Below are 25,783 nucleotides of genomic sequence, written 5' to 3'. Positions count from 1 at the left end.
ATGTTCACCGGCATCATCGAATCCATCGGCAGCATCCGTGCGCTGACCCCCAAGGGTGGCGACGTTCGGGTGCAGGTCGACACGGGCAAACTGGACCTCAGCGACGTCAAGCTGGGCGACAGCATCGCCGTCAATGGCGTTTGCTTGACCGCCGTTGAGCTGCCAGGCAACGGCTTTTACGCCGACGTCAGCCGCGAGACCCTTGACTGCACGGCCTTCCACCAGCTCAAAACGGGCAGCCGGGTCAACCTGGAAAAAGCCCTGACCCCCACCACTCGCCTGGGCGGCCACCTGGTCAGCGGCCACGTTGATGGGGTGGGCGAAGTCGTCGGCCGTGAAGAAAACGCTCGCGCCGTGCAGTTCCGCATTCGCGCCCCCAAAGAACTCGCCAAATACATCGCCCACAAGGGCTCGATTACCGTCGATGGCACCAGCCTGACAGTCAACCTGGTCGATGGCGCCGAGTTTGAACTGACCATTATCCCGCACACCTTGAGCGAGACCATCATGGCCGACTATCAGGTCGGCCGTGCCGTCAACCTTGAGGTCGACCTGCTGGCGCGCTACCTGGAGCGCCTGTTATTGGGCGACAAGGCCGCTGAGTCGATGGCCAAGGGCGGCATCAGCGAAAGTTTCCTGGCCGAGAACGGCTACCTTAAATCCTGATTTCAAGGAGGGTGCCGCGTGGCGCTCAACAATATCGAAGAACTGGTGGAAGACATTCGCCAGGGCAAGATGGTCATCCTGATGGATGACGAGGACCGCGAAAACGAGGGCGACCTGATCATGGCCGCCGAGTGCTGCCAGTCCGAGCACATCAATTTCATGGCGCGCTACGCCCGCGGCCTGATCTGCATGCCAATGACCCGCGAGCGCTGCGAAACCCTCAAGCTGCCGCTGATGGCGCCACGCAACGGTTCCGGTTTCGGCACCAAGTTCACCGTGTCGATCGAAGCGGCGACGGGCGTGACCACGGGCATTTCTGCCGCCGACCGCGCGCGTACCGTACAGGCGGCTGCCGCCCGCGATGCTCGGGCCGAAGACATCGTCAGCCCGGGCCATATTTTTCCGCTGATGGGCCAGCCCGGCGGCACCCTGGCGCGCGCCGGGCACACCGAGGCCGCCTGCGACCTGGCGCGCATGGCCGGCTTCGAACCCTGCGGGGTGATTTGCGAAGTGATGAACGACGACGGCACCATGTCGCGGCGCGCCGAGTTGGAAGCTTTCGCGGCTGAGCATGACATCAAAATCGGCACCATCGCCGACTTGATCCACTACCGGATGATCCACGAACGTACCGTTCAGCGGATCGCCGAACAGCCGTTGGACAGCGAACTGGGCCAGTTCAACCTGGTGACTTACCGCGACTCGGTCGAGGGCGACGTACACATGGCCCTTACCCTGGGGACTGTGCGCGGTGACCTGCCGACCCTGGTGCGGGTACACAACATGGACCCGCTGCGCGACTTACTGATGATCAAGCAGCCTGGCCGCTGGAGCCTGCGCGCGGCGATGCGCGCGGTGTCCGAGGCCGGTAGCGGGGTGGTGCTGCTACTGGGGCACCCCCTCGATGGTGACGTGCTGTTGGCGCATATTCGGGAAACGGCTGAGCATACAGCGCCGAAAACGCCGAGCACCTACAGCATTGTTGGCGCTGGCTCGCAGATCCTGCGCGACCTGGGCGTACGCAAAATGCGCCTGATGAGTTCGCCGATGAAGTTCAATGCGATATCCGGATTCGATCTGGAAGTTGTAGAATACGTGCCCTCCGAATAAATACCGGTGTTTTTGGGTCGCCGTACGCGGCGATCCGCTGGCATTATTCGCGATTCATTATTCCCAAAGGCTGCTCTCGGGCGGCCTGGCTCTTTAAGATGAGACTCACACGAATGACCCTGAAGACCATCGAAGGTAACTTCGTCGCCCCCAAAGGTCGCTATGCCCTAGTGGTAGGCCGCTTCAACAGCTTTGTCGTCGAAAGCCTGGTAAGCGGTGCCATCGATGCCTTGGTCCGCCATGGCGTGAGCGAAGACGACATCACCATCATCCGTGCCCCTGGCGCATTCGAAATCCCGCTGGTGACGCAAAAAGTCGCGCAGATGAGCGAGTTCGCCGCAATTATCGCCCTGGGGGCGGTCATCCGTGGCGGCACGCCGCATTTCGAATACGTAGCCGGTGAATGCACCAAGGGCTTGTCCCAAGTCTCTATGGAGTTCGGTGTGCCGGTCGCCTTCGGCGTGCTGACGGTCGATTCCATCGAGCAGGCTATCGAACGCTCCGGCACCAAGGCCGGCAACAAAGGCGCTGAAGCGGCGCTGTCGGCCCTGGAAATGGTCAGCCTGCTGTCGCAGTTGGAGGCCAAGTGATCAACGACGAGAGCGATCGCTTCAACCCCCGCGACCCCCAGGACCCGCAGGCCGCAAAGGGTAAAAGCGCCAAGCGCCGCGAAGCGCGCAAATTGGCGACTCAGGCGCTTTACCAATGGCATATGGCCGGCCATTCACTGAATGAAGTCGAAGCGCAGTTTCGCGTCGACAACGACTTCAGCGACGTCGATGGCGCCTATTTCAAAGAGTTGTTGCACGGCGTACCGGCCAACAAGGCCGAGATCGACGCCGCGCTCAAGCCCTGCATGGACCTAACACTGGAAGAACTCGACCCAGTGGAATTGGCTGTCCTGCGCCTGTCGACCTTCGAACTGCTCAAGCGCGTCGATGTGCCCTATCGTGTGGTGATCAACGAAGGCATCGAGTTGGCCAAGGTGTATGGTTCCACCGATGGTCATAAATTCGTCAATGGTGTGCTCGACAAGCTGGCGCCTAGCTTGCGGTCGGCGGAAGTGAAGGCCTACAAGCGCTGATCGAGCGCCAAGCCGCCATGGGCGAGTTCGAGCTGATCCGTCATTACTTTGCTGCGGCGCCTTGTGCGCAGCCCGGTGGTGCCGTGGCGCTGGGCATCGGCGACGATTGCGCGCTGCTGGCGCTGGGGGCCGGGGAGCACCTGGCAGTGTCCACCGACACCCTGGTCGAAGGCGTCCACTTCCCTGTTGGCTGCGACCCTTTTCTACTGGGGCAGCGCAGCCTGGCAGTGGCGGCCAGCGACTTGGCCGCCATGGGGGCTACACCCATCGGCTTTACCCTGGCGCTCACGTTGCCGCAGTTTGCGGCGTCGTGGTTGCAAGCCTTCAGTGCCGGCCTCGGGCAAATGGCGGCCGGCGGGCCATTGCGCTTGGTAGGGGGCGACACCACCCGTGGCCCCCTCAGCATCACCCTAACGGTATTCGGCAGCACGCCCGCAGGCGCGGCGCTAACCCGCGGCGGCGCACGTGCAGGGGATTTGCTGTGCGTGGGTGGTCCCTTGGGGGACGCGGCCGGTGCCTTGCCTCTGGTCCTTGGCCAGCGCAGCGCTGGCGCTGAAGTGGCCGAGCCGCTATTGGCCCGCTACTGGTCACCCGCACCCCAATTTGCGCTGGGCTGCGCCTTGCGCGGCTTAGCCAGCGCCGCGTTGGATATTTCCGACGGCCTGTTGGCCGACTGTGGGCATATCGCCCTGGCCTCAGGGCTGGCCTTGCAAGTTGAACGCGCCCGCCTGCCACTGTCGAATGCATTAGTCGCCTTTCTAGGGCTGGATGCGGCACGCGACGCTGCGTTGACCGGTGGCGACGACTACGTGCTGGCGTTTACCCTGCCGCCACACCATTTATCCGCGCTGCAAGCGGCTGGTTGGCCCATTACCGTGGTCGGCTGTGCTGTAGTGGGTCACGGCGTCAGCCTGATCGACGAGCGAGGCCAAGACATCACCCCGCCGGTACGGGGCTATCAACATTTTCGGGAGACACCGTGACAGATCATCCCAACCAGGTCCCAGCGGAATTTGTCCCGCCGTCGGTCTGGCGTAATCCCTGGCACTTCATAGCGTTCGGTTTTGGTTCCGGCACCCTGCCCAAGGCACCGGGCACCTGGGGCTCCATGGTGGCAGTGCCATTTATCCCGCTGTGGCAGATGTTGCCCGACTGGGGTTACTGGCTGATGCTTGGCATCACCATGTTGTTTGGCTTCTGGCTATGCGGAAAAGTCGCCGATGACCTGCGCGTGCATGACCATGAAGGCATCGTCTGGGACGAAATGGTCGGCATGTGGATCACCCTGTGGCTGGTGCCTGAGGGTTGGTACTGGCTGCTCGTGGGGTTCCTGGTGTTCAGGTTCTTCGACATCCTCAAGCCGTGGCCGATTCGTTGGATCGACAAGCACGTGCATGGTGGCGTCGGGATTATGCTCGATGACGTGCTGGCGGGTGTGTTCGCCTGGCTGGCCATGCAAGGGCTGGTCTGGATGTTCGCCTGATCGAACGATCGAACCGAACGATCTTTATCCCTGGAAATTCAGCCTAAGCGTCTGCAGGAACCTGCTGTTACAATGCAACCCTTGCCTCGTTCACAGAATCAGGAGCACCCGGTGCCCGTCGTTTTCGTCGCCGCTTCTCAGCTGCCTACACCCTTCGCTGTATTTACCATGCACGGTTTTCTCGACCAGGCCACCGGCCGCGAACATGTCGTGCTAAGCCTGGGTGATGTGGGCGACGGCGCGCCGGTGTTAGGCCGTATGCATTCAGAGTGCCTGACCGGTGACGCCCTGTTCAGCCAGCGTTGCGACTGCGGCTCGCAACTGGAAGCGGCCTTGCAGGCCATTGCCCGTGAGGGCCGCGGCGTGCTGTTGTACCTGCGCCAGGAAGGGCGCGGCATTGGTTTGCTGAACAAGATTCGCGCCTATGAATTGCAGGACGGCGGGGCTGATACCGTCGAAGCCAACGAACGCCTAGGATTCGCCGCGGACCAACGCGACTATGGCATCTGCCTACCCATGCTCGAGCACCTGGGGGTCAAGGCACTGCGTTTGATGACCAACAACCCACGCAAGGTGGCAGCCTTGGCTGCCATGGGCATCACGGTCGCCGAGCGGGTGCCTTTGCATACCGGGCATAATCCGCACAATAAGTATTACCTGGCGACCAAAGCCGGCAAGCTGGGGCATATGATGGGTAGCGAACACCAGAGTGAGGTCGGGCCGGCGTGACCCGCTCTCAGGTACACCGTCGGCTGGCGGTTGCCTGGTGGCAGCAATTGGCGTTGACCCTGCTGCCGCTCTTTGTGATCAGTTGGGCATTTGGCGGCACCGAGCCTAGCATTCCGGTGCTGGCGCTACCTTTATTCGTCGCCGGGGTGGCCTCGATATTCCTTAGCCTGGCGCGGCTCGCAGCCTTCAAAGAGGCACTGGCGACTACTGGAAAGGCTCTCGATACTGCTGACGAACCGGCCGCCTGGATCAACCTGGCAAGGGTGCGGCGCCTGGGCTTTTTATGCGCCGGCTTGCCCGCGTGGGTGGCCGCACTGGCGGTGTTCTGCGGCCTGCACCCATTGGGGCAATGCATGCTGGCGCTGTGCAGCGCGTTCCTGCTTTACCTTTACCGCATCCCAGCGCAGTTTGATGCCGCCGCCTGACTCAGAGCCGAGCCAACCGCTGGCGGATCGCCGCGCCAATGCCCTGGGCGTCCAAACCACACTCTGCCAGCATCTGCGCAGGCTTGGCATGTTCGACGTAGCTGTCGGGCAAGCCCAGATGCAGCATGGGCTTGAGCACGCCTTCACGGGCCAGGAACTCGCTCACTGCGGAGCCAGCGCCCCCCATGATCGCGTTCTCTTCAATGGTCACCAGCAGCTCATGGTCATTGGCCAATTGCCTGACCAACGCCTCATCCAGAGGCTTGACGAAGCGCATGTCGACCACCGTCGCATCCAGCTCGGCTGCGACGACTAAAGCGTCGGCCAATTGCACGCCAAACGCCAGGATCGCGACCCGGGTTCCCTGCCGACGTACCACACCCTTACCGATGTCGAGTGGCTCCAGGCCACCTTCGATAGGGGCGTTCGGGCCCGTGCCGCGGGGGTAGCGAACGGCGGCAGGGCCGTTGTACAAATGCCCGGTGCTGAGCAGGCGGCGCAATTCGTTCTCGTCGCTAGGGGTCATCACCAGCATGCCCGGAATGCAGCGCAGGTACGAAAGGTCATAGCTGCCGGCATGGGTTGGGCCGTCTTCGCCGACCAAGCCGGCGCGGTCGATGGCGAACAGAACATCGAGGTTCTGCACGGCGACATCGTGGATCAATTGGTCATACGCCCGCTGCAGGAACGTGGAGTAGATCGCCACCACCGGTTTGGCGCCTTCGCACGCCATACCCGCGGCGAACGTCACGGCATGCTGCTCGGCGATTGCCACATCGAAGTAGCGTTCTGGATAAAGCTCGCTGAACGCGACCAGGTCCGAGCCTTCCTTCATGGCCGGCGTGATGCCGACCAAGCGCGAGTCGGCCGCGGCCATGTCACACAGCCACTGGCCAAACACCGACGAATACTTGGGGCCGCTGGCCGGCTTGGGCGGCGGGGCGTCCAAGGGTTCCAGCTTGGTAATGGCGTGGTAGCCAATGGGGTCGACTTCAGCGGGTGCGAAACCTTTGCCTTTTTTGGTGACCACGTGCAGAAACTGTGGCCCCGGCAGGTCGCGCATATTGCGCAGCGTCGCGACCAGGGTGGGCAAGTCGTGGCCGTCGATGGGGCCGATGTAGTTCCAGCCCAGCTCCTCGAACAGGGTGCCTGGCACCAGCATGCCTTTGGCGTACTCTTCGGTGCGGCGGGCAATTTCCCAAGCCCCGGGCAGGCGCGACAACACCTTCTTGCTGCCCTCGCGCATACTTGCGTAGGTGCGGCTGGAAAGAATTTTCGCCAGATAATTCGACAGCCCGCCGACGTTGCGTGAGATCGACATGTCGTTGTCGTTGAGGATCACCAACATATTGGCGTTGACCTCGGGCGCGTGGTTCAGCGCCTCGAAGGCCATGCCGGCGGTCAGGGCGCCGTCGCCGATCACGGCGATGGACTTGCGCTCGCTGCCCTGTAAACGGGCCGCAATCGCCATGCCCAACGCAGCGCTGATGGACGTGCTGGAATGGCCTACGCCAAAGGTGTCGTATTCGCTCTCGGCGCGCCGTGGGAAAGCGGCCACACCGTCTTTCTGACGCAGCGTCGACATGCGCGCGCGGCGACCGGTGAGGATTTTATGCGGGTATGCCTGATGACCGACATCCCATACCAGCCGGTCGTCGGGGGTATCGAAGACGTAGTGCAGGGCAATGGTCAGCTCGATGACACCCAGCCCAGCACCGAAGTGCCCGCCTGTCTGGCCGACTGAGTAGAGCAGTTCCAGGCGCAGTTCGTCTGCCAGGGTTTCCAGCTCCGCTTCACCCAGGCGGCGTAAGCCCGCTGGCGTGTCGGCGCTGTCCAGCAGGGGCGTCAGGGGGCGTTCGCGGGGAATCTCTTGAAACGTCGTGGGCATCAGGCGAAGTCGATCATCTTAGGCTTGAAGAAAAAGCAGTTTACCTCATTGCTGCGCAAGCTGCTGTAGCGAGTAGGGCGGGCCATCGGTCTAGCGGGTGAAGGGGCAAAGCCGCCGCCCCTCGGTATTTCAGCTGCGTCGTTCAACCACAAAGCGCGCCAGGTCACGCAGCGGCTCAGCCGCCGAGTTGAAGGGGCGCAGGGCATGCAAGGCCTGGTCGCGTAGCTCCAACGCATACAGCTTGGCAGCTTCCAGGCCCAATAACGCTGGGTAGGTAGGCTTGTCTCGGGCAATGTCGGCGCCCTGGCGTTTACCCAAGGTTGCGGTGTCGCTTTCTACGTCAAGTATGTCGTCTTGCACCTGAAATGCCAGGCCCACGGCACGGGCGTAGGTCTGCAGGGCTTTGAGTTCGTCGTTCTCGGCCTGCTCACTGGCGAGGGCGCCCAGGCGCACACTGGCCTCGATCAGCGCCCCAGTTTTATGCCTGTGCATAAACTCGAGAGCCTGCTGGTCGAGTTTTTTGCCCACCGAACCCAGGTCGATCGCCTGGCCGCCCACCATGCCCGCCGGACCTGCGGCCTTGGCCAGTACCTGGACCATCTGCAGGCGAATCGCTTCGCTTTGCGGGCTCAGCGTAGGGTCTAGCAAAGCGCTGAAAGCCAGGCTCTGCAAGCCGTCGCCCGCGAGGATCGCGCACGCTTCGTCGAAAGCCTTGTGGGTGGTCGGCTGGCCGCGGCGCAGGTCATCGTCGTCCATGGCCGGCAGGTCATCGTGCACCAGGGAATAGGCGTGGATCAGCTCGACAGCGCAGGCCGCGCCGTTGGCCCGCTCTGGCTCGACTCCCAGCGCCTGACAGGCGGCGTACACCAGCAGCGGGCGCACACGTTTGCCGCCATTCATGACGCTGTAACGCATTGCCTCGTAAAGGCGCTGCAATTCTTCGGAAGGGGCGACGAACAGGTTTTCCAGGGCCAGATCAACCCTGGCCTGGCAGCGGGCCTGGTAGGCAGCGATCATTCAGGCAAGTCCACATCCAAGGGTTCCTCGGCCAGCTCGCCATCGCGCTCGAGCAGTATCTGCACCTTTTGCTCGGCCTGAGCCAGCGCGCTTTGACAGTCGCGAGTCAGGCCGATGCCTTGCTCGAAGGCAGTCAAGGAGTCTTCCAACGACAGCTCGCCGTTTTCCAGGCGCTCGACCAATGTCTGCAGCTGGGCGAGGGACTGCTCGAAATCCGGGGTCACTTTCTTGCGGGCCATGGCAGCGGTCTCTACAGATGTTCAAACCGCGCGACACTAGCAGAGCCTGTAAGCGCGGGCAAATACAAGGCAACTTCGCGGCGCGATTTCGCACCGCTATAAGAACCGCCGACCAATGGTGATTCTATTCGCACGGCGGGTCTTGAGCGCTGGAGCTTAACTCTATACTGTACAAAAAAACAGTATAGGGTTGCCCTGATGCAGTTGATCGAAAAGCTCGGCATTCTCGCCGATGCCGCCAAGTATGATGCCTCCTGCGCCAGTAGTGGGGCGCCCAAGCGCAGCTCCCAAGGCAAGGCTGGCCTTGGCTCGACCAACGGTATGGGCATTTGCCATAGCTATACCCCCGACGGCCGCTGCGTTTCGTTGTTGAAGATCCTCCTCACCAACTTCTGCTTGTACGACTGCCAGTATTGCGTCAATCGGCGCTCCAGCGACGTGCCACGAGCGCGTTTCAGCCCGGAAGAAGTAGTCGAACTGACTTTGGATTTCTATCGGCGTAACTGTGTCAGCGGGCTGTTTCTGAGCTCCGGCATCATCCGCTCGGCCGACTACACCATGGAGCAGTTGAATCGAGTCGCCAAGCTGCTGCGGGAAAAACACGAGTTTCGCGGTTACATTCACCTCAAGACCATACCGGACGCCGATCCACTGTTGATCGCCGAAGCCGGCCGCTATGCCGACCGCCTCAGCGTGAACATTGAGTTGCCCACCGACGCCGGGCTGCAAGCCCTGGCGCCGGAAAAGAATGTCGCATCGATCAAGCAGGCAATGCAAACCATCTATACCGGCCAGCAAACGGTATTGAACGAGCCGCGGGCGCCGCGCTTCACCCCTGCGGGGCAAAGCACGCAACTCATCGTGGGCGCCGACGACACCGACGACAGCACCATCCTGCTCAGTGCGGAGTCGCTGTATGGCAATTTTCGTCTCAAGCGCGTCTATTACTCGGCTTTTAGCCCCATACCCAACAGTCCCAAAAGTGTACCCCTGGCAGCGCCCCCGTTGATGCGCGAGCACCGCCTGTACCAGGCCGATTTCCTCCTGCGCAGTTACGGCTACCGGGCCGGCGAACTGCTCAAGGGGCCCGGCGATCTGGCCTTGGACATCGACCCCAAGCTGGCTTGGGCGTTGGACAACCGGTCAGTGTTCCCGCTCGACCTCAACCTTGCCGAGCCCGCATTGATCGCGCGCATTCCCGGAATAGGCATCCGTACTACCCAGCGGCTCGTGGAACTGAGGCGCCAGCGTCGGATCCGCTACGAAGACCTCACGCGTATGCGCTGCGTACTGGCCAAAGCCAAGCCATTTTTCATTACCAGCGACTATCACCCGCCGCAAAGTGAAAGCAGCAGCCCGATTCTGCGCGAACAACTGCGCGACCGCCCGCAACCCCAGCAGATGGGGTTATGGGGGTGATTTGCCTTGACTGCGACGGCTTGTTCGAACGCTGGCGCCAGCAGGCGCGTTGGCTGTTGAGCCATCAGGTAGACCCTAGCCAGGTCAGTTGGGCCGCCCCCGAGGCGGCCGATCTCTTCGCCACCGACCAGCAATACCCCGAGGCGCTGGGGCCTTTAGTGGTACGCATTCCACGACAGCTACTGGAACTGCTGGAAAGCTCTGCCCAGTATCGTGGGGAGCAGCGCTGGAGCCTGCTGTATGAGGTGCTTTGGCGCGTCAGTCATGGCGACCGTACCGCGATGCTGGCCGGTGATCGCCTGGGCAGCGAGTTGCATCGGCGGCTCAAACAGGTGCGCCGTGAAGCGCACCACCTGCATGCGTTTTTACGTTTTGTGGAATTACCGCAAACAGAGGCCGCCGAAGCCATCGCGCAGCCGCAGTACGTGGCCTGGCATGAGCCGGACCATGACATTCTGCGCAGCGCCAGCGAACACTTTATCGGGCGCATGGGTCGGCATCGCTGGTTGATCGCAACCCCTGGGGATGGGGTTTATTTTGACGGTGAGCAACTGCATCACCAACGCCAGTGCCCCCCGGCCTGGCAACAGTTGGCGCAACAGGTGGAAGACCCCCACGGCGCATTATGGCTCACCTACTACAGCCACATTTTCAACCCGGCCCGGCTCAACCCCAAGGTTATGCAAGGGCATTTGCCCGCGCGGTTCTGGAAGAACCTGCCTGAGGGGCCATTGATCCCTGCCCTGATCAGCGAGGCCCGGCACGGCAAGCAGCGTGACGGCCAGGCTAGCTTGATCGGCGCGCGCGAAGGCAAGCAGATCCGCCTCGGTAAAACCTAGTCAGCCCAGTTTGGCCATGGCGGCCAGGGCTTTATCAATATCGGCGGGGCTGTTGACGATGCCTGCGGAGAACCGCACGGTCGAGTGCCGGTAGGGCGTCGCACTGGCAATGATGTTTTGCTGTTTCAACTCGGCGACGACCTCGCGCGGCGTTCGCCCCTGAACTTCGCAGCACACGATACCCGCTGAGTGCTGGGCCTCCAACGGCGTGTGCAAGGTCACGTGGGGCATCGCCAACAAGCCCTGCTTGAGCTGGCCGTTGAGTTCGGCCACACGCTCGGCGATGCGTTGGCGGCCGATGCGCTGGATAAATTCAAACGCTTCCAGCGTGCCCCACTGGTTTTCGAAGGCCATGAAACCGCCCGGGCTGACCCAAGCGGCTTCTGTTGGCCCTTGTGGGGCGCGTTCCTGGCGCCAGGCGTTGTTCAGTTCCGGAGCCATCAGGCTGGGGATCGTCGGGCTGATGAGTTTCCAACGTTCCGGTTTAGCCCACAGCACGCCCGTACCGTGGGGGCCTAGAATCCATTTGTGGGTGCCGGCGCTGAAAAAATCGCAGCCAAGTTGGGCAACGTCCTCATCCACGCAACCAAAGCCATGAACGCCGTCGACCACGAACAGAATCTGTTGGTCTTCACTACGCTGCTTGTTAGCTTCGGCGAGCATGTGGGCCATGGCTTGAATGGGCAGGCGCACGCCACTGCCCGAGTGCACCCAGGTCATTGCCACTACCCGCGTATTAGCGCGCACCGCCGCCTGAACCTTGGCCACCATGGCCTCGGCGCTCACGTCGCTGCGCTGCCCATAAAGGCTGATGCGCCGAATGCTCGCACCGCTCTTCAGGTTCGCCAGGCGCATGGCTTCGTCATGGGTGTACCACTCGTGTTCGGTGGTGAGGATTTCCTGACCTGGGCGCAAGCGTAGGCCGTTGTAAATCAGCGCCAAGCCCTGGGTGGTGCTGGTGGTCAGCGCCACGTCTTCAGGGCGCCCGCCGATGTAGCGGGCTGCAGCGCTGGTCACCTGGCGCCAAAGCATGTCTTCTGGCTTGGCGAACATGTGGTCTTCGAGGTAGGTGTAGGGGTTGCGATCGAAGGCCTCACGGTGTCGCGCCATGGCTTCACGCACCGGCAAAGGGTTGGAAGCCAGGAAAAAATTGGACAGGTGCACCTGTTCAGGGGACAGGCTGAATTGGCTTCTGACCGAAGCCCAATCGGCGGGGTTCATAGGGGGCATGGTGCTCCTCTCGGCGGCCGGGCTGGCAGTGCCCAGCAGTGGGCTGGTCACCATACCAGCGGTGACGGCAGCTTTGATGAAACCACGGCGGGGGAAAGACATTTATAACGCTCCTTGTCAGAAAAATCAGGCGGCAGGTTGAATCCGTCGGCTTGCCAGCAGGCGCGCCAAGCGCTGGCCGTACAGGCCCACTATCAGCCCCAGCACGATCAACAACATGGCCCACGCCTTAGTGGCTGGGAGGCTTTCATCGAAGATCAGCACCGAACCCAGCATGCCGAACAGGGGCACCAGTAATGACAGTGGCGCGACGGTGGAAACCGGATAAGTCTTGAGCAGCGAATTCCATACCCAGTAGGCAAACAGGGTATTGGGGTAAACCTGAAACAGGATCGACACCACAGCGGTCATGTCCAACTGCTGAGCAAGGGCGACATAGCCGGCCGTGCCGTTGACGGCGTAGTCCAGGGCGAAGAGGGGGATGGGCGACACCAGGCTCGACCACACCAGAAACGCAAACACTTCCCGGGTGCTGGCTTTCTTATTAATGATGTTGGCTACGCTCCAGGCGGCGGCGCCAAAAAGCACCAGGGCCAGGCCTGTAAGGGTGACCGAGCCATCAATGATGAAGATGACGCAGATCAATCCGCTGAGCGCAATGGCCATGCCGGCCAATTGATAGCGGGTCAGTGCCTCCTTGAACACCCATGAGCCCAGCAACAAGGTGAAAAACGCACTGAACTGTAGCACCAGTGAGGCAATGCCGGCTGACAGACCGGTCTTGATCCCCAAGTTGACCATGCCCCATAGCCCGATCCCGAAGATCAGGCCGTAGCCCACCCAGTATTGCCAAGGCACATTAGGCTTGCGGATAAAAAACACCGCCGGCAAGGCGCACAATGTGAAACGGATACCCGCCAGGATAAAAGGGTCGACCGTCGCCAGGCCCAGCTTGATGATCGAGAAATTCAGGCCCCATATGGCAGTGATCAGAACCGCTAGCAGCAAATGTCGAAGTTTCATGGATTGCATAACCTTGCAGGTGTGATCCGTGTTGGGCGCGCAGGCTTCACGCGCCCATCCTTGTGCCGTCAGGCGACCGCGGCGTTACCTTTGGCCAAACCGACCGTGGCCAATAGCTGCTGCAACCAAGCCCGGGTTTTCGCGGCGTCGCTATGCCGCACAATGCCGGTGAGCGGCGCTTCGTGGGCGGAGTAGGTGACATGGGCGGGCAGGGCGCTGCCATAGGGCAACTCATGCCATTGCACGATCGCCTCGCTGCTGCGAAAAGGCTCGGCTCCTACGAGCCCGTTGAACGTTGCTGGGTGCAGGGTATGCCCGGCAAACGCGAACCAACCGAAGCCCGGCGTAACGGCTTGCTTGGGCAGCCAGGGCTGGACCGGCTGGCCATCGGTCAAGATGCGCAGCTCAAAGGAGGGCAAGTGAATACCCGTCGCCATTTCGAACGTCGTCACTACATCCGCGCCACCCACGCGGTTGCCGACTTCAAGAAACACCGGCTCATGGCCATCCATGATTGCTTCCAGGTGGAAGGCGCCCTGGGTGATTTCCACCGCGCTAAGCACGCGCTCGACCCACTGCCGCTGGCGGGCGTCCGTGTCCAGTTGCACCGAGCCCAAGGGGGCGCCCTGCGCCATATAGGCCAGGCAAGTGCCGACGTATTCGCTGGCGATCAAGGCAAGCAGTTGCCCGTCCTGCACCAACCCGTCGAAGTGGCGGACTGGGCCGTCAATGTATTCCTCCACTTGGAAGTCGTTCACTGCCCAACCCCCGCTAGCCATTTGCAATGCCGCACGTTCCCAGGCAGCCAACGGGGTGGGGTGAATCTCAACGTCTACGCTGGAGGCGCCGCTATGGGGTTTGATCACGGTCCTACCCGCCCAGGGGATGCTTTGTGGGCGGTCGATAAAAGTGACCATCGGCATAAAGCGCGGCACCCGCAAGCCTTGGCGCGCGACGGCTTCTTTCATGTGCACTTTGTGCCGCACCAGGGTGACTTCCCGCACGCAGGGGCCCGCCACGGCGAAGGCTTCGCGCAATTGTGCGGCGTCCAGCAATTCGTATTCGGAAAGCGAAATGATCCGGTCGAAGCGCTGGGGGCATTGGCGCAGCCACGCGCTGGCTTCTTCGAACGCGCTCGCCGCGCCGGCGCGCACCACCGCGCGGCAACGCAATGTGGGGGGCAAGCTGTCGATGGCCGCTTGTTTGCCGAAGTAGGTCACCTGGTGCAGGTTATGGTCGATGCCACGGTGGTACTCGATACGCGCATACGGCACGCGGTGCAGGATCAAAATGTTCATCGGCGCTTCCTTAGCGAGGGCGGCCTCACGAGGCCTTAAGTGATTTAGGGGCGGCCTGCAGCGCGGTTAGCCATTGCCCACGCAAGGTGTTGACTACCGCGTGGATGTCGGCGGCCGGGTTACGCAGTACGATGCACACCTGGGCGGCAAAATCATTGTTGTCGCGTGCGATCCGGTGGATGAGCCGTGGCTTGGGGTCGAGCCAAGTGAAGTGGTGGGCCTCCAGTTCATCGGGTGCCAGGTGGTGACAGGACGCAGTCGCCAGCAGCGCCGCCAGCAATACCTGCGGTTCTTGCGCAAACGCGGTAAACACCTGGTCCTCGGGCACCCCGAGCATCACTGTCGCGGCGGCACATCGGGGCGTTCCCAGCGTAGTGGGCAGTGCCTGGCCCATGAGGGAATCGACCCATGCCCGATAGAGGTCGACGCCATACACCCAGCGGGCCAGTGTCCAGATTTTCATGCCGGCGGGGCGTCGATTCGGCTCTACCGCCGCGGCGCGGGTACCGTCGTCGCTGAGTTTGATTTCGTTATGAAAAGGGCCATGCCGTTGCCCGATCAAGCGGTTGATCTGCCCGCCGGCGCGGCTCAGGGTTTCTCGCTCCAGAGCGTTCAGGCGCGCAGGCAGGATCTGCGCGACCTCGACGGGGTAACGGCCACTGGCGCTGACCTTTTCGGTGATAAAAGCCAGTTCGCCCAAGCCATCCCAAGAGTATTCGCGGGCATAGGGGATCACCTGTTCCGCGATCACCCCCTGCGGCACAAAGTGGGCAACTTCCGCGAACGCCGACCGTACGTCGGTGCCGGGCTCGACGCGCACCACGCCGCGGTTATTCCCCTCACACATGGGTTTGACCACGAAACCTTGCGGTTGCCCCTGAGCGAAGCCCAGCAGGTCGTCGATGCTGCGCACGGCGACGTACGCTGGCAGCATCAGGCCAGTGCCTGCCAGTTCAGCCTGCCGAGCGGTTTCGCTGCAGCGATATTGGTACTTGTCGAACGCTCCGGCCGCCAGAGCGGCGTCGTCTACCAGTAGGCCCAGGCGTTCGAGCAAGCGTGCGCCGCTGGCCACGGCATTATCGGAAAATACCAGGCCTGCACGGATGCATGAGGCCTGTTGGCCGAGGGCCTGGCAGGCTTGCTCGACGAAGTCGAGCGCCAGTGGGTCGAGGTCGAACACCTGGTCGCACATGGCCAGGTCATGGGCGCTTGGATGATGACGGATCAACCAGGTCTGTAATCCATAGGCGCGGCGAGCATACTCGCGCAGATGAGCCACATCGCCGACCCGGCTCAAGTTGTAGTCGATGATCAGTAACGCAGGTGCCATAGCGCGCATCGTGGCCTCCCTCAAGCCAAGGTTGTCTGGTGAACGGGTTCTCTGTAGCGGATATCGATGGCCTGCGCCGAGAGGCCGACGAGCTTTTTGAACGTGCGGGTCTGGTGCTCCAGGTCGTACTTCCAGAGCATCTGCCCGAGGAAGACTTCCCGGGCTTGGGGCACTATCTCGTCGCCGGCTTTGAGCAGCACGTGACTTACTACCGGCTGCAGCTCTAACGGTTGCACATCGACCCGTTCAAGCACGCCCGGCTGCGCGAAATACACCCGGAAAAACGTACCAACTTTGCCCGCCCGATGACCCTCGGAGTTATACGAGGCCCCGGCAAGGCGCTCTTTGTAAGTTTTTCGCCGGGCGTCACTGGGGCCGCTGCCCCAACGCAGCAAATCGAGCCACATCGCCAAAATGCCGCAACCGTGGTTCATCTGCGCCACGCTATGGGAAATCAGAGCGCCGCCCACGCGCGGGTTGATCTCAATGAGGTCCCAGCCGGCATTGGTGTAACGCGCCTCGATATGAAAGCAACCCCATAGCAGCTTCAGGTGCTCGAGCATTCGGGCGACCCAGCTGATGCCCTGGGCAACTTCCCCTTGGCTCAGGCTGACAGGAGGGCTGATACAGCAGTTTTCCAATACCGTGTCGGCAGTCTCGGTGAGCTCACATTTTTCGTGAATGGCTACGACGTAAATGTCGCCGCCCACCGCCATGACCTCAAAACTGAATTCTTTGCCGTCGATATAGCTTTCGACCATGAACTCCAGCTCGCCATTGAAAGCAGAGGCGTACACGGTGTCTTGGGCAGCGTCCCGGGCGATCTGCTGGAGCGTCGACCACTGGGTATCGGGCCGCATGGGGAAGGCGGCATAGGAGGCGATACCGTGCACCGGCTTGATAAAGTAGCGCCGGCCGTCTTGCTTGAGGTGGTCGAGCTTGGCTTGGGTCAGTTTTTCGCCACGGCAGCGAGACAAGTCTTTATTGAACAGTTCGCGACGGGTACGCAATTTGTCGCGCAGATCCAGCACTTTGTCAGGGTGCAGGTCGTGAATCCTCAAAGCCTGATTGGCGCCGGCCATCAAATGGCGATAACCCTCCCACACCGTGATACAGCAGCGCACCTTTTCACCTTCGGCGTGCAGCGCCTCCAAGGTGCGCTGGACATCGGCCCACTCCAGTTGGTGGCTTGCCGTGGCGTAGAGGCGGTCGCTCCAGCCCTCGATCTGCTTCAGCCGGGTGGGGTCGGCTGGCAGGGGCTGCGACGACAGCACGAAACACTTGACGTTACGCGCCAGTAATAGGTCCCGCAGGTCTTCCAGAAATGAATAGCCGCAGTGGCTCAGTAGCAAAACGCCGTGCGCTTCATCTTCCATCACCATTTCCCTCAGGCTGCTTGGCCGTGTTTTTCGGCCAGGGTGTCTTGGTACAACTCAGTGAAGTACATGGCCAGGATCCGTTGGTGCTCGGCCAGATAACGTTCGAGCGAAACGATGTCGTCGTCGTTTTTGATCAAAAAGCGCAAGGCCGCCCAGACTTCGCCGGGGTGGTCATCGTTTACGTCGGTGTGTGAATGGGAGACTTGCCCGGCAATGTTGCCGGCCCCCACCGAGCCCTTCAGCGCGTCGAGTTTGCGTGGCTCCAGTTTGACGTTGACGTATTCCACCAAATACGAATAAGCGACAACGCCCAGTGGGCCTTCGTGGTCGAGCAGGTAGGAGAAAAAACCGCTCAGCAGTTTGGTCGACAGGTAGGGTTCGGTCGCCAAGAAGCGCTCACGGCTCACGCCGGCGCGTTGCAGGTCCTGGATGAACAATTCGTCGTGGAGCATTTCTTCTTGTTCGTAGTGCGCCCAAATTTGCGCAGCCTCGGGGCTCACTTTGGCGATTTCGGCCAGCGCCTTAGCCTCGCTGACCCGCAGCAAGCGAATGCGCCAGGCGGTCTCGATCAAGTGGCGCTGGTAGTAATGGCTGTCGACCTTCTTGCCCTCCAGGTGCGCCGCTTCGGGCACGGTGGCGTACCACTGCTTGATCTGTCGATCGATCTGTCCGTCAATCCGCTCACGCAGGGTTTGCGCGCCGGCGGCGCCGAGGTAGGGGGTGCGGTCGCCGTAGCCGACATGCTTGACGCGGTTGTTCATGGTTTGACTCCTTTCGGTTCTAGGGAACAAGGGGTTTGGGAAGAAGGTGTGTAGAGACTTGCCTGCTCCGCGGCTGCGATCGTCACTGCCCCGTGCAAGCGGGTCTGGCAGGCCAGGCGATGGCTTGCACTGCAATAACCGAGCATTTCGATAAAGTCCTTCTCGTCATTGCCCATGGCGTCGAGTTGCTCTGCGCCCGCGAGCACCTTGATCACGCAGGTACCACAGGCACCGCTGCGGCAGCCAAATGGGATGACCCCTTGGCCGTCGGGCTCGTATTCGATGTCGGTCATTCGCGCTTTTTCTGGCAGCAGAAATTCCAGCTCGCGGCAGGCGATGCTCAGTTTGTGGCAAGCCATGTAAGCCTCAATGTCACGTTAAAAGTCTGGGCAGTGGACTCAGCGCCCGGTCAAACTCAGGGTCAGCCAGTAGAGCCCTGCGGCCAGGCTGATCAACCCACCTAGCCAGCACACCCCGGCCCAGCCCCAGAGCCCATAGGTCTGGGTGGCAGAAACCGCCCCCAGGGCGCTGCCTATCGAGTAAAAGCACATATAGGCGCCCACCAACCGGCTTTGCGCGTCTGGGCGCGCGGCGAAGATCAAGCTCTGATTGGTCACGTGCACCGCCTGCACGGCGAAATCCAGCATCACTACGCCGACGGCCAGGGCCAGCAGCGATTGTTCGCCCCAACCGATCGGCAGCCAGGCCAGGCAGAGCAGGGCCAGGGCGATGCCACTGGTGCGCTGGCCAAGGCCACGATCAGCCCAGACGCCGGCTCGACTCGCGGCTAAAGCACCGACGATGCCAGCCAGGCCGAATAGGCCAATCTGGGAAGTAGACAGTGACAGCGGGGGCGCGCTGAGCGGCAGCGCCATACCGGTCCACAGCACACTGAACGCCGCAAAGATCAACAGCGCCAGCACCCCCCGATCGCGCAGTACGCGCTCGCTCACGAATAGCAGGAGCACCGATTTCAGCAGTTGCCCGTATGACAGTTTCAGCGTGACCTGCGGGGGTGCGGGCATCACCTTGCATAGGACGCCGGCCATCCCCAGCATCAGCGCGGCCGAGGTGAAATAAACGGCCCGCCAGCCTGCCAGGTCAGCGATCACGCCGGAGGCCAGGCGTGCCAGCAGGATGCCCAATACGATCCCGCTCGTGACCCGGCCAATGGCCCGTCCGCGTTGCTCCGGGCGGGCGAGGGCGGCGGTATAGCCCACCAATACCTGCACCACCACCGCCATCAGCCCCACAACCACCAAGCTGCCAAGCAATGCCGCCCATTGCGCGGCCATTGCTACCAACGCCAGGGCCAGGGCTGAAACGACCAACTGCCCGAGGATGAGGGCTTTACGATTGAGCATGTCCCCCAAGGGCACGATCAGCAGCAAGCCTGCGGCATAACCGAGCTGCGTAGCGGTGACTACAATACCGATAGCGCTAGGCGAAACCGCTAGGCTGCGAGCCATAGCGTCTAACAAGGGCTGAGCGAAATAGACGTTGGCCACAGCCAGACCGCACGTTGCGGCGAACAATAACGTCATTGTGTTTGTCAAAGAATTTTCAGACGTGGGTAATGTGAGATATTCGTCTGCGGATCCGGGGGTCGAGCGAGGGGGCAGCGGTCCAAATTGCGCACTTCGGTGAAGTGTCATAAGCCGTCCTTGGAAGCGAACTGGTTTCGTTTGAATACCAATGGTTGGTTTTCTAACAAACCTGGTTTTTATCTGCAACCGCTTTTTTGTGAAATTTCCTACACAGATGCACACCGCTTCGCTCGAATATCATCATGAGGTGGAATGGGTAAATGGCTAAACAAGCGTCTTTGGAATGCAGCGAGTGTCCGGTGGCCCGAACATTGGAGGCCATAGGTGATCGCTGGTCATTAATGATTATTCGTGACGCTTTCGACGATATTCGACGTTTCAGCGAATTTCAGAAAAGCCTGGGCCTGGCCAAGAATATTCTGGCGGCCCGCTTAAAAGCATTGGTCGAAATCGGCATATTCGTCATACAACCAGCCTCGGACGGCAGCGCTTACAAGGAGTATGCGTTGACCGAAAAGGGCCGCGCCGTCTTCCCCATTGTGGTCAGCCTGCGGCAATGGGGGGAGCGCTACTTGTTCGAAAGTGGTGAGGTGCATTCTATTCTGCTCGACAACGATCGTTCCCAGCCGGTAGAGCCAATTGCGGTGCGCTCGATCCGCGGCACTTTGCTGGGGCCGCGCGATGTTCACCGGCGCCGGATCGTCAGAGAACCAAGGGCCTGATCGCCCTTTAAAAAGCGCGATTACAGAGACCTTGCCGGTCCCTCGTTACAGTCATATGATGACGTACCACCATAAAAATAATCAAAGGCACGTTCATGAAAAAAGCACCGCTGCTGGCCGCCGTTCTGGTCGCTGTTTCCTTTCAGGCATCTGCCGCCCATTTCGTCTATGTCTCTAGCCCGGGCGACGGCCTGATCACCCAGTATCGCTTTGACGATCAGACGGGGGCGTTGAGCGTGGTAAACAAGACCAGTGTTGGCGCGCAGGTTGGCCCCAGCGCCATCACCCCCGACGGCAAGGCCCTGTTCGCCGCGGTTCGCGCCAAGCCCTTTAAGGTGGTGGGCTACCAGATCGACCCACAAAGTGGGGAATTGAAAGCCCAATCCGAAGCCCCCTTGGCCGACAGCATGGCGTACCTGGCGACCGACCGCAGCGGCCGATGGCTGATGGCCGCGTCCTACGGCGGCGACCTTATCAGCCTGCAGGCCATTGCTGCCGATCACCTGCTGGGCGACAAAGCTCCGCAAATCTACAAAACCGGCCTGCACGCCCATTCCGTGCGCAGCGACCCCAGTAACCGTTTCGTTTACGCCGGTAACCTGGGCGTGGACCAAGTGCTGCAATACCGCCTGGACGCCCAAGCGGGCACGCTGACCCCCATCGGCCAGGGCTCTATCGCTACGCCTAGCAATTTCGGCCCGCGCCACCTGGCATTCTCACCCAACGGCAAATACCTTTACGTGGTCGGCGAAATGGCCGGCGCGGTGTTGAGCTATGCCATCGACGCGAAGACCGGCGCATTGACCCAAGTCTCTAGCGCCCAAGGCATACCTGAGCGGCTGGGCCTGAGCGCTGGGATCATCCGCGATTCGCGCAACAACGATGGCAAGGACGACCCCACGCCTCGCATCTGGGCCGCAGACATTCGCATTGCCCCCAGCGGCACGCTGCTGTTCATTTCCGAGCGCACCAGCAGCTCGGTCTCGGCGTTCAAACTCGATCCCGAGGATGGCAAGGTGACCTACCTGGAAAACTACTCAGTGCAGGAAAAACAGCCGCGTAACATCGCCTTTTCACCAGATGGCCATTGGCTGCTGGTGTCGGGGGAGAAGAGCGATGTGATCGGCAGCTACGCCGTGTCGCCCGAAGGCGGGCTCAAACGCGTCGGCGAAGCTCCGGCAGGGGTAGGGGCGTTGTGGATCGAGGTGAAGTGACTGAGGGTGGGGTTATTTGGCTTCTTTAGTGCCCAATACGTCACGAATGCTGTCGACCACATTGCTGTCCTTGATGACATCGCTCAGCCAACCCTCCAGCGGCATATTGCCCCATTTGATGGCGCGCTCTACCAGGTAAGGCACCGGGCTTTGAGGTTCGACTTGTTTGAAAAATTGGGCGACGCTGGCCAGCATGGTGAATGCTTCTTCACGGCTGAGTGGGTCAGTGCGTAGGGCGGTCAAGACACTGCCTGGCGCTGGCGCGGTATCGTCCGGGGCAGGGTTTTCGGTCGCAGTGGCTTGCGCTGGGGCTGAATCGACGCCACGTTCTTTCAGCATGCGCTCGGTCAATTGCCAGGCCCGCACGAGAATCTCGTTCAGCGCCGTGAAGCTCGGGGCGTCATTTCCTAACAGCCGGTCGACGGTGCGTTGCAGGGCGTGGCAGGCATTCAGGCTGTCTTCGATTTCACCGGCCTTGGTGCGCAAGTAATCGGTGTCGGTCAGTACCACCGAGCGCTGGAAAATCTCAGCGTTGATCTTGCCCTCGTTCAAGGCCTGGCGCATCGCATTGATATTCTGCAAAGCTAGGTTTTCAATGTGGCGCGACTCGTCGTAGCGTAGCAGCCCGTATTGTTCACCTTGGGTAACCGGTAAGCCGCCGACGACGTCGGCCAGCGTTGCACTGAGCCAGGCCAACCGGGCGGCTCGTTGCTCTACGCCTTCTTCGAGGGCGGGGTAGAGGTCTGCCCAGTATTGGTCTAGCAGCTGTTCAGCCAGGGTCAGGGCGAAGGTGATGCCGACGAAGTGGTACTTGTGCGCCAGGCCTTCGCCGAGCCAGGCGGCCAGCATCAGGTCCTTACTCTGCTGCATCAGGCCTTGGTTGGCCAAGTCAATGGTGAGGTCCCAGTCCGATGACTTCAGGTCGGTTTGCCAGTCACCTTGGGTCAGGTACTCGGGATCTGCGCGGCGGGCCTCTTTGATCTGGTCAAACAAGGTCGAAAAGCTCAGGTCTTCCCCGCTCGATCCGTTAATGGGTGCCGTTAAGCGGGTCAGCGATAAACCATTGGGAAATTCAGGCATAACGAACTCGCGGTCGTTGGGTCAAGGATATTGCGCCCAGAAGGGGCACAATGTCCGTCACGCGCCGCAGACATGGGCGGCGCTTAGGTTCAAGCCATCAACCGACGGTTGTGTTCAAGGCGCGATTCCAGCCGCCGACCATTTGACCGCCGCCCAGACCGCTGGCACGGTTCTGCTGGATGTAGGTGATCTTGATGCTAGCGAAGTTGAACTTGATTTCTTCGACCGGCAGGTCACTGACGGCCTTGTCTTCGCTGCCCTGGTTGCCACCACCGATTAGATTCACCGAAGACACTATTACCTCTTCCAAATCAATGATCAGGTAGGCCAGTTTATCGCCACCGGCGCGGCATACTTCCAGCTTGACCTCGCTGATGTGGGCGCCTTGGCAGCATTTTTCGAAGAGCTTAGCAGAGGCCTTATCTACCGACTTTCGGATGCTGAAGTCGCTCAACGACACCCGCTCCGAAGACGCGCCGCCCGAAGAACTGGCGGTCGCCGAGGTCGGCTGGGTTGCACCGTACTCGTAGCCCAGTACCTCGATCCAATCTTTGTGGGCCGCGTCCAATACTTCCCCTTCGACACCGTCGATCTTGATATATGCGTCAAAAGCCATGGTCTTAATCTCCTTTATGCATGTAGAGCTTCCATCGATCTATCGCTAGATCGTCGCCCTTCGTTTAACCCCTTTGAACAGTCAAGGAGGTTCGTAACCAGGCTTCGGGCGACCGTCGAGCCGCCCAGCCTTGGTGTATCCCGGCGGCCGCTTAATTACGCGCCCGCACCTCGATCTCGACCCGTCTATTAGGCTCCAGGCACTGAATCAGTTGTGCCCTGGATTGCTGCATGTCGCACCTGACCAACGGTTTATCGCTACCTTCACCCACCGCGTCGATTAGCTCGGCAGGCACGCCCTTGCCAATGAGGTAGGTCTTGACCGTCTGCGCGCGCTCCCTGGACACCTGCAGGTTGCCCTGAAGATCCCCTAGCGGGTCGGCGTGACCGGCGATGACGATCTTGCCCACATTGGGCGTACTCAAGAGCTTGCCGGCGATTGCGTTCAACTGCCGCTGGCCCTCGCTTTTCAGGCTTTGGAAGTCCGAGCGGGCGAAAGCGAACAGCGTGTCGGACTCCAGTGAGATGGTTTCTATGGAGCGCAATGACTGCGTGAGCAAACTGTTGATGTAGTTGCGCGAACTCGATACCAAAAAGGCGTTGTTCATGATGCGAGGTACGTCGGGCTCGTGGATTTGCTCGCTATAAAAATCGATCTGCCGGCTGGCGAAGCCATAATCGGTGTTCACGGAATCGGCGGGGGTACCGAAGTGACGCGCGATGGTGGGGTACCAGTAGTCTGGAATCTTCGCTTTGAGAAAGGCCGGCTCGGCTTTCTCGCGCTGTGATCGCGACAGCATCAGGTAGGTGTCCAGGGTGGCTTTGCCGAACTCGGCTACTGAATGCGCACGGTTATCCGCCGGCAGGGCCCGTGGCTCGATGCTGTCGATAGCCTTGACCGCGGCGAGCACCTTGGCGTCGCGCTGGTACACCTTGATAGTGGGCAGTAGGTAAAGCGATCGAGTCAGGTTGTCGGCAGTGGGCTTGAGCATGACCGATTCAAGCTCTGAAAAGTACGTACGGCGCAGTACTGATTCCACTTTATAGCCCTGATAGAGGCCCATGCGCATACGCAGTGGCACGCCTGCGTCGTGGTGCCAGGTGTAATACTGAGCGGTCCAAAACCGCATGCAGTCGAGGGTTTGCCATGATGTGTAGCGGCTCGATTCAAGGCGATCCTGCTCGGCGGCCTGGGCCAGCTCGCTGTAGATCGCGTTCACAGCTGCGTGGTTATGCCAGTAGCTCCAGCCCCACAAGCTGCACAGTAGGAGGGCGACCAGCGAGGTGGCCGCCACCCACCGCGCCGTGCGGCGACGTTTACGGTAATTGGTGCTGTACAGATTAACCAAGTGCTGGTCTGGAATGATCACCTGGCGAAATAGGCTATGGATGAATAGCGACTGCTGGCGGCCTCCGCCAGGGGGACGTTCACCAGCGTGGGTCAGGCAGAAACGCTCGGCCACGCGCTTGGAGTGCCCGCTCAACTGCGGCTGGTCGGCATCCAGAGCGCAGGTGAAGTAGAATCCGCGCAGCAGTTCGGCACTTTGATAGGGGTTGGCCTTGAGCAAAGTATCGACGAATGCGACGAGATGTGGTTGCAGGCCTTCCAGCTCGAGAGGGAAGCGATACAGCGCTGGGTCTTGGCGGGTCACGTGGATATCTTGCGCGACCAAATGCTGGCTAGCCACCGCATGCCAGTGGCGAACCAGCTTGGTCATTGCCACTTCAAAGCGCAGGCCCCAATCCGCTGTGGCATAGCCTTCATGGGCAAAGGTGTTGCCCATTACCTCACCAAAAGTAGCCTCCTCCAATTGACCATAGAAGGGCATGAACCCTGGTATCAGATCGCACTTGGTGAAGACCAGGTAGATGGGCAAGCGTACTTCGAGCAGTGCGTGGGTTTCTTGGATGCGTTCGCGCAGGCGCTTGGCCATGCGCTCTTGTTCCTCTAAAGAGCCTCGCACGACGTCATCAATACTTACTGTTACGATCAAACCGTTAAGGGGGGGCTTTTGCCGATGTTGCCGTAGCAGCCCCAGAAACGCCCGCCACTGACCGGCATCCTCCTGGTTGGCCATGTAGCGACCTGCTGTGTCCAGCAGCACGGCCTCTGAGCTGAAAAACCAGTCGCAATCACGCGTTCCGCCCAAGCCAGCCAGCCGCACGCTTTCGCGTTCGGTGTAGAGGAAGTTAAGCCCGGATTGGTAAAGCATAGTGCTCTTGCCCGCGGCCGGTTGCCCGATCACCAAATACCAAGGCAAGGCACAAAGGGAATCCGTATGGCTGAACTTCGATCCTTTATCACCCTTTTGGCGTTCGAGGCTTTGCAGTAAGCGCTCGCGTAACAGGCTGACGTCTGATGTGTCTTGAGGGATGGCCTTGAGCGTGGCCTGACTGGCGTCTTCGCGCGGTGAAGCTTCGAGGTCATGCTGCGACGCCCCGCGATAAAGCAGCAGTACATAGATCGCCGAAAGCAGCACGAACAGCCCGATGCCAGCTATCAACGCGTTCAGCGAGCTGAACCCTAAGGAGTGGCCAACCGACCAGACGACGATAATCGACAGCAAAGAACATATGCCCAGTACGTACGGCTTATAGCGCGTAAAGTAATTCTTGATCTTATTCATACGGCCAACCATCGAGCCCGCGTACCTTATCGGCGGCCTCACGCAGGCTCATGAAGCC

Annotated in this window: 26 protein-coding genes; 12 read left to right on the top strand and 14 right to left on the bottom strand. The window is 60.8% G+C overall.

Annotated elements, in window-relative coordinates:
* The 8 genes from QCL65_RS22515 to QCL65_RS22480 all read left to right on the top strand — a co-directional run bounded on the left by QCL65_RS22515 (position 1) and on the right by QCL65_RS22480 (position 5,497).
* Positions 1-666 carry a riboflavin synthase gene (locus QCL65_RS22515; protein WP_407312762.1) on the top strand — a complete coding sequence of 222 codons (666 nt, stop codon included), beginning with the start codon at positions 1-3 and terminating at the stop codon, positions 664-666.
* An 18-nt stretch (positions 667-684) separates the two neighbouring features.
* Positions 685-1,776, top strand: coding sequence for a bifunctional 3,4-dihydroxy-2-butanone-4-phosphate synthase/GTP cyclohydrolase II (gene ribBA, locus QCL65_RS22510; protein WP_407312760.1), 1,092 nt, complete (start codon positions 685-687; stop codon positions 1,774-1,776).
* A 113-nt stretch (positions 1,777-1,889) separates the two neighbouring features.
* The gene (ribE, locus tag QCL65_RS22505) at positions 1,890-2,366 is read left to right on the top strand and encodes a 6,7-dimethyl-8-ribityllumazine synthase (RefSeq protein WP_407312758.1); all 477 of its coding nucleotides are present in this window, start codon (positions 1,890-1,892) and stop codon (positions 2,364-2,366) included.
* On the top strand, positions 2,363-2,860 hold the full coding sequence (nusB, locus tag QCL65_RS22500; RefSeq protein WP_407312756.1) for a transcription antitermination factor NusB: 498 nt from the start codon (positions 2,363-2,365) through the stop codon (positions 2,858-2,860). Before ribE ends, nusB begins: the two co-directional genes overlap by 4 nt.
* A gap of 17 nt (positions 2,861-2,877) precedes the next feature.
* Positions 2,878-3,843 (top strand): thiamine-phosphate kinase, encoded by a 966-nt coding sequence (gene thiL, locus QCL65_RS22495; RefSeq protein WP_407312754.1) that lies wholly within the window; start codon positions 2,878-2,880, stop codon positions 3,841-3,843.
* The gene (locus QCL65_RS22490; RefSeq protein ID WP_407312752.1) at positions 3,840-4,343 is read left to right on the top strand and encodes a phosphatidylglycerophosphatase A; all 504 of its coding nucleotides are present in this window, start codon (positions 3,840-3,842) and stop codon (positions 4,341-4,343) included. The genes thiL and QCL65_RS22490 overlap by 4 nt, the downstream gene beginning before the upstream one ends.
* Positions 4,344-4,454: 111 nt before the next feature.
* Entirely contained in the window at positions 4,455-5,072 is a 618-nt protein-coding gene (ribA, locus tag QCL65_RS22485) for a GTP cyclohydrolase II (protein WP_407312750.1), read from the top strand.
* On the top strand, positions 5,069-5,497 hold the full coding sequence (locus tag QCL65_RS22480) for an MFS transporter (RefSeq protein WP_407312748.1): 429 nt from the start codon (positions 5,069-5,071) through the stop codon (positions 5,495-5,497). Before ribA ends, QCL65_RS22480 begins: the two co-directional genes overlap by 4 nt.
* A gap of 1 nt (position 5,498) precedes the next feature.
* Here QCL65_RS22480 and dxs read toward each other — a convergent pair whose 3' ends face one another.
* The 3 genes from dxs to QCL65_RS22465 form a co-directional block, all read right to left on the bottom strand.
* Positions 5,499-7,385, bottom strand: coding sequence for a 1-deoxy-D-xylulose-5-phosphate synthase (gene dxs, locus QCL65_RS22475; RefSeq protein ID WP_407312746.1), 1,887 nt, complete (start codon positions 7,383-7,385; stop codon positions 5,499-5,501).
* A 129-nt stretch (positions 7,386-7,514) separates the two neighbouring features.
* Entirely contained in the window at positions 7,515-8,402 is an 888-nt protein-coding gene (gene ispA, locus QCL65_RS22470) for a (2E,6E)-farnesyl diphosphate synthase (protein ID WP_407312744.1), read from the bottom strand.
* Positions 8,399-8,641 (bottom strand): exodeoxyribonuclease VII small subunit, encoded by a 243-nt coding sequence (locus QCL65_RS22465; protein WP_407312742.1) that lies wholly within the window; start codon positions 8,639-8,641, stop codon positions 8,399-8,401. The genes ispA and QCL65_RS22465 overlap by 4 nt, the downstream gene beginning before the upstream one ends.
* A 198-nt stretch (positions 8,642-8,839) precedes the next feature.
* Here QCL65_RS22465 and QCL65_RS22460 point away from each other — a divergent pair, with 198 nt between their 5' ends.
* A complete protein-coding gene (locus tag QCL65_RS22460; protein WP_407312740.1) occupies positions 8,840-10,060 on the top strand; it encodes a putative DNA modification/repair radical SAM protein in 1,221 nt (406 codons plus the stop codon).
* The gene (locus QCL65_RS22455) at positions 10,051-10,899 is read left to right on the top strand and encodes a TIGR03915 family putative DNA repair protein (protein WP_407312738.1); all 849 of its coding nucleotides are present in this window, start codon (positions 10,051-10,053) and stop codon (positions 10,897-10,899) included. The genes QCL65_RS22460 and QCL65_RS22455 overlap by 10 nt, the downstream gene beginning before the upstream one ends.
* On the opposite strand, the gene QCL65_RS22450 is transcribed toward QCL65_RS22455, so the two are convergent.
* The 8 genes from QCL65_RS22450 to QCL65_RS22415 all read right to left on the bottom strand — a co-directional run bounded on the left by QCL65_RS22450 (position 10,900) and on the right by QCL65_RS22415 (position 19,575).
* Positions 10,900-12,231, bottom strand: coding sequence for an aminotransferase class V-fold PLP-dependent enzyme (locus QCL65_RS22450; RefSeq protein ID WP_407312736.1), 1,332 nt, complete (start codon positions 12,229-12,231; stop codon positions 10,900-10,902).
* 24 nt (positions 12,232-12,255) lie between these two features.
* Positions 12,256-13,152, bottom strand: coding sequence for an EamA family transporter (locus QCL65_RS22445; protein ID WP_407312734.1), 897 nt, complete (start codon positions 13,150-13,152; stop codon positions 12,256-12,258).
* 68 nt (positions 13,153-13,220) lie between these two features.
* The gene (locus QCL65_RS22440) at positions 13,221-14,450 is read right to left on the bottom strand and encodes an acetyl-CoA carboxylase biotin carboxylase subunit family protein (protein WP_407312732.1); all 1,230 of its coding nucleotides are present in this window, start codon (positions 14,448-14,450) and stop codon (positions 13,221-13,223) included.
* Between the two features lie 25 nt (positions 14,451-14,475).
* Positions 14,476-15,789: an acetyl-CoA carboxylase biotin carboxylase subunit family protein gene (locus QCL65_RS22435; RefSeq protein ID WP_407312730.1), complete on the bottom strand. Its 1,314-nt coding sequence runs from the start codon at positions 15,787-15,789 to the stop codon at positions 14,476-14,478.
* A gap of 11 nt (positions 15,790-15,800) precedes the next feature.
* Positions 15,801-17,156: an acetyl-CoA carboxylase biotin carboxylase subunit family protein gene (locus QCL65_RS22430; protein ID WP_407312728.1), complete on the bottom strand. Its 1,356-nt coding sequence runs from the start codon at positions 17,154-17,156 to the stop codon at positions 15,801-15,803.
* Between the two features lie 11 nt (positions 17,157-17,167).
* Positions 17,168-17,920, bottom strand: coding sequence for a hypothetical protein (locus QCL65_RS22425; RefSeq protein ID WP_407312726.1), 753 nt, complete (start codon positions 17,918-17,920; stop codon positions 17,168-17,170).
* Positions 17,917-18,279 carry a 2Fe-2S iron-sulfur cluster-binding protein gene (locus QCL65_RS22420; protein ID WP_407312724.1) on the bottom strand — a complete coding sequence of 121 codons (363 nt, stop codon included), beginning with the start codon at positions 18,277-18,279 and terminating at the stop codon, positions 17,917-17,919. Before QCL65_RS22420 ends, QCL65_RS22425 begins: the two co-directional genes overlap by 4 nt.
* A 39-nt stretch (positions 18,280-18,318) precedes the next feature.
* Positions 18,319-19,575, bottom strand: a complete 1,257-nt coding sequence (locus QCL65_RS22415; RefSeq protein ID WP_407312722.1) for an MFS transporter — start codon at positions 19,573-19,575, stop codon at positions 18,319-18,321.
* Positions 19,576-19,727: 152 nt separating this feature from the next.
* Here QCL65_RS22415 and QCL65_RS22410 point away from each other — a divergent pair, with 152 nt between their 5' ends.
* Positions 19,728-20,189, top strand: a complete 462-nt coding sequence (locus tag QCL65_RS22410) for a winged helix-turn-helix transcriptional regulator (RefSeq protein ID WP_407312720.1) — start codon at positions 19,728-19,730, stop codon at positions 20,187-20,189.
* Positions 20,190-20,284: 95 nt separating this feature from the next.
* The gene (locus QCL65_RS22405) at positions 20,285-21,403 is read left to right on the top strand and encodes a lactonase family protein (protein ID WP_407312718.1); all 1,119 of its coding nucleotides are present in this window, start codon (positions 20,285-20,287) and stop codon (positions 21,401-21,403) included.
* A 12-nt stretch (positions 21,404-21,415) separates the two neighbouring features.
* Here QCL65_RS22405 and tssA read toward each other — a convergent pair whose 3' ends face one another.
* The 3 genes from tssA to tssM form a co-directional block, all read right to left on the bottom strand.
* Positions 21,416-22,483 (bottom strand): type VI secretion system protein TssA, encoded by a 1,068-nt coding sequence (gene tssA / locus QCL65_RS22400; protein ID WP_407312716.1) that lies wholly within the window; start codon positions 22,481-22,483, stop codon positions 21,416-21,418.
* A gap of 97 nt (positions 22,484-22,580) precedes the next feature.
* The gene (locus QCL65_RS22395; protein WP_407312713.1) at positions 22,581-23,099 is read right to left on the bottom strand and encodes an Hcp family type VI secretion system effector; all 519 of its coding nucleotides are present in this window, start codon (positions 23,097-23,099) and stop codon (positions 22,581-22,583) included.
* Between the two features lie 151 nt (positions 23,100-23,250).
* Positions 23,251-25,725 (bottom strand): type VI secretion system membrane subunit TssM, encoded by a 2,475-nt coding sequence (gene tssM / locus QCL65_RS22390; protein WP_407312711.1) that lies wholly within the window; start codon positions 25,723-25,725, stop codon positions 23,251-23,253.
* Positions 25,726-25,783: the final 58 nt, after the last annotated feature.

It is taken from the genome of Pseudomonas sp. nanlin1, from assembly GCF_045571515.1.
Taxonomy (GTDB): Bacteria; Pseudomonadota; Gammaproteobacteria; order Pseudomonadales; family Pseudomonadaceae; genus Aquipseudomonas.
This window is presented reverse-complemented; position numbering and strand designations above follow the sequence as displayed.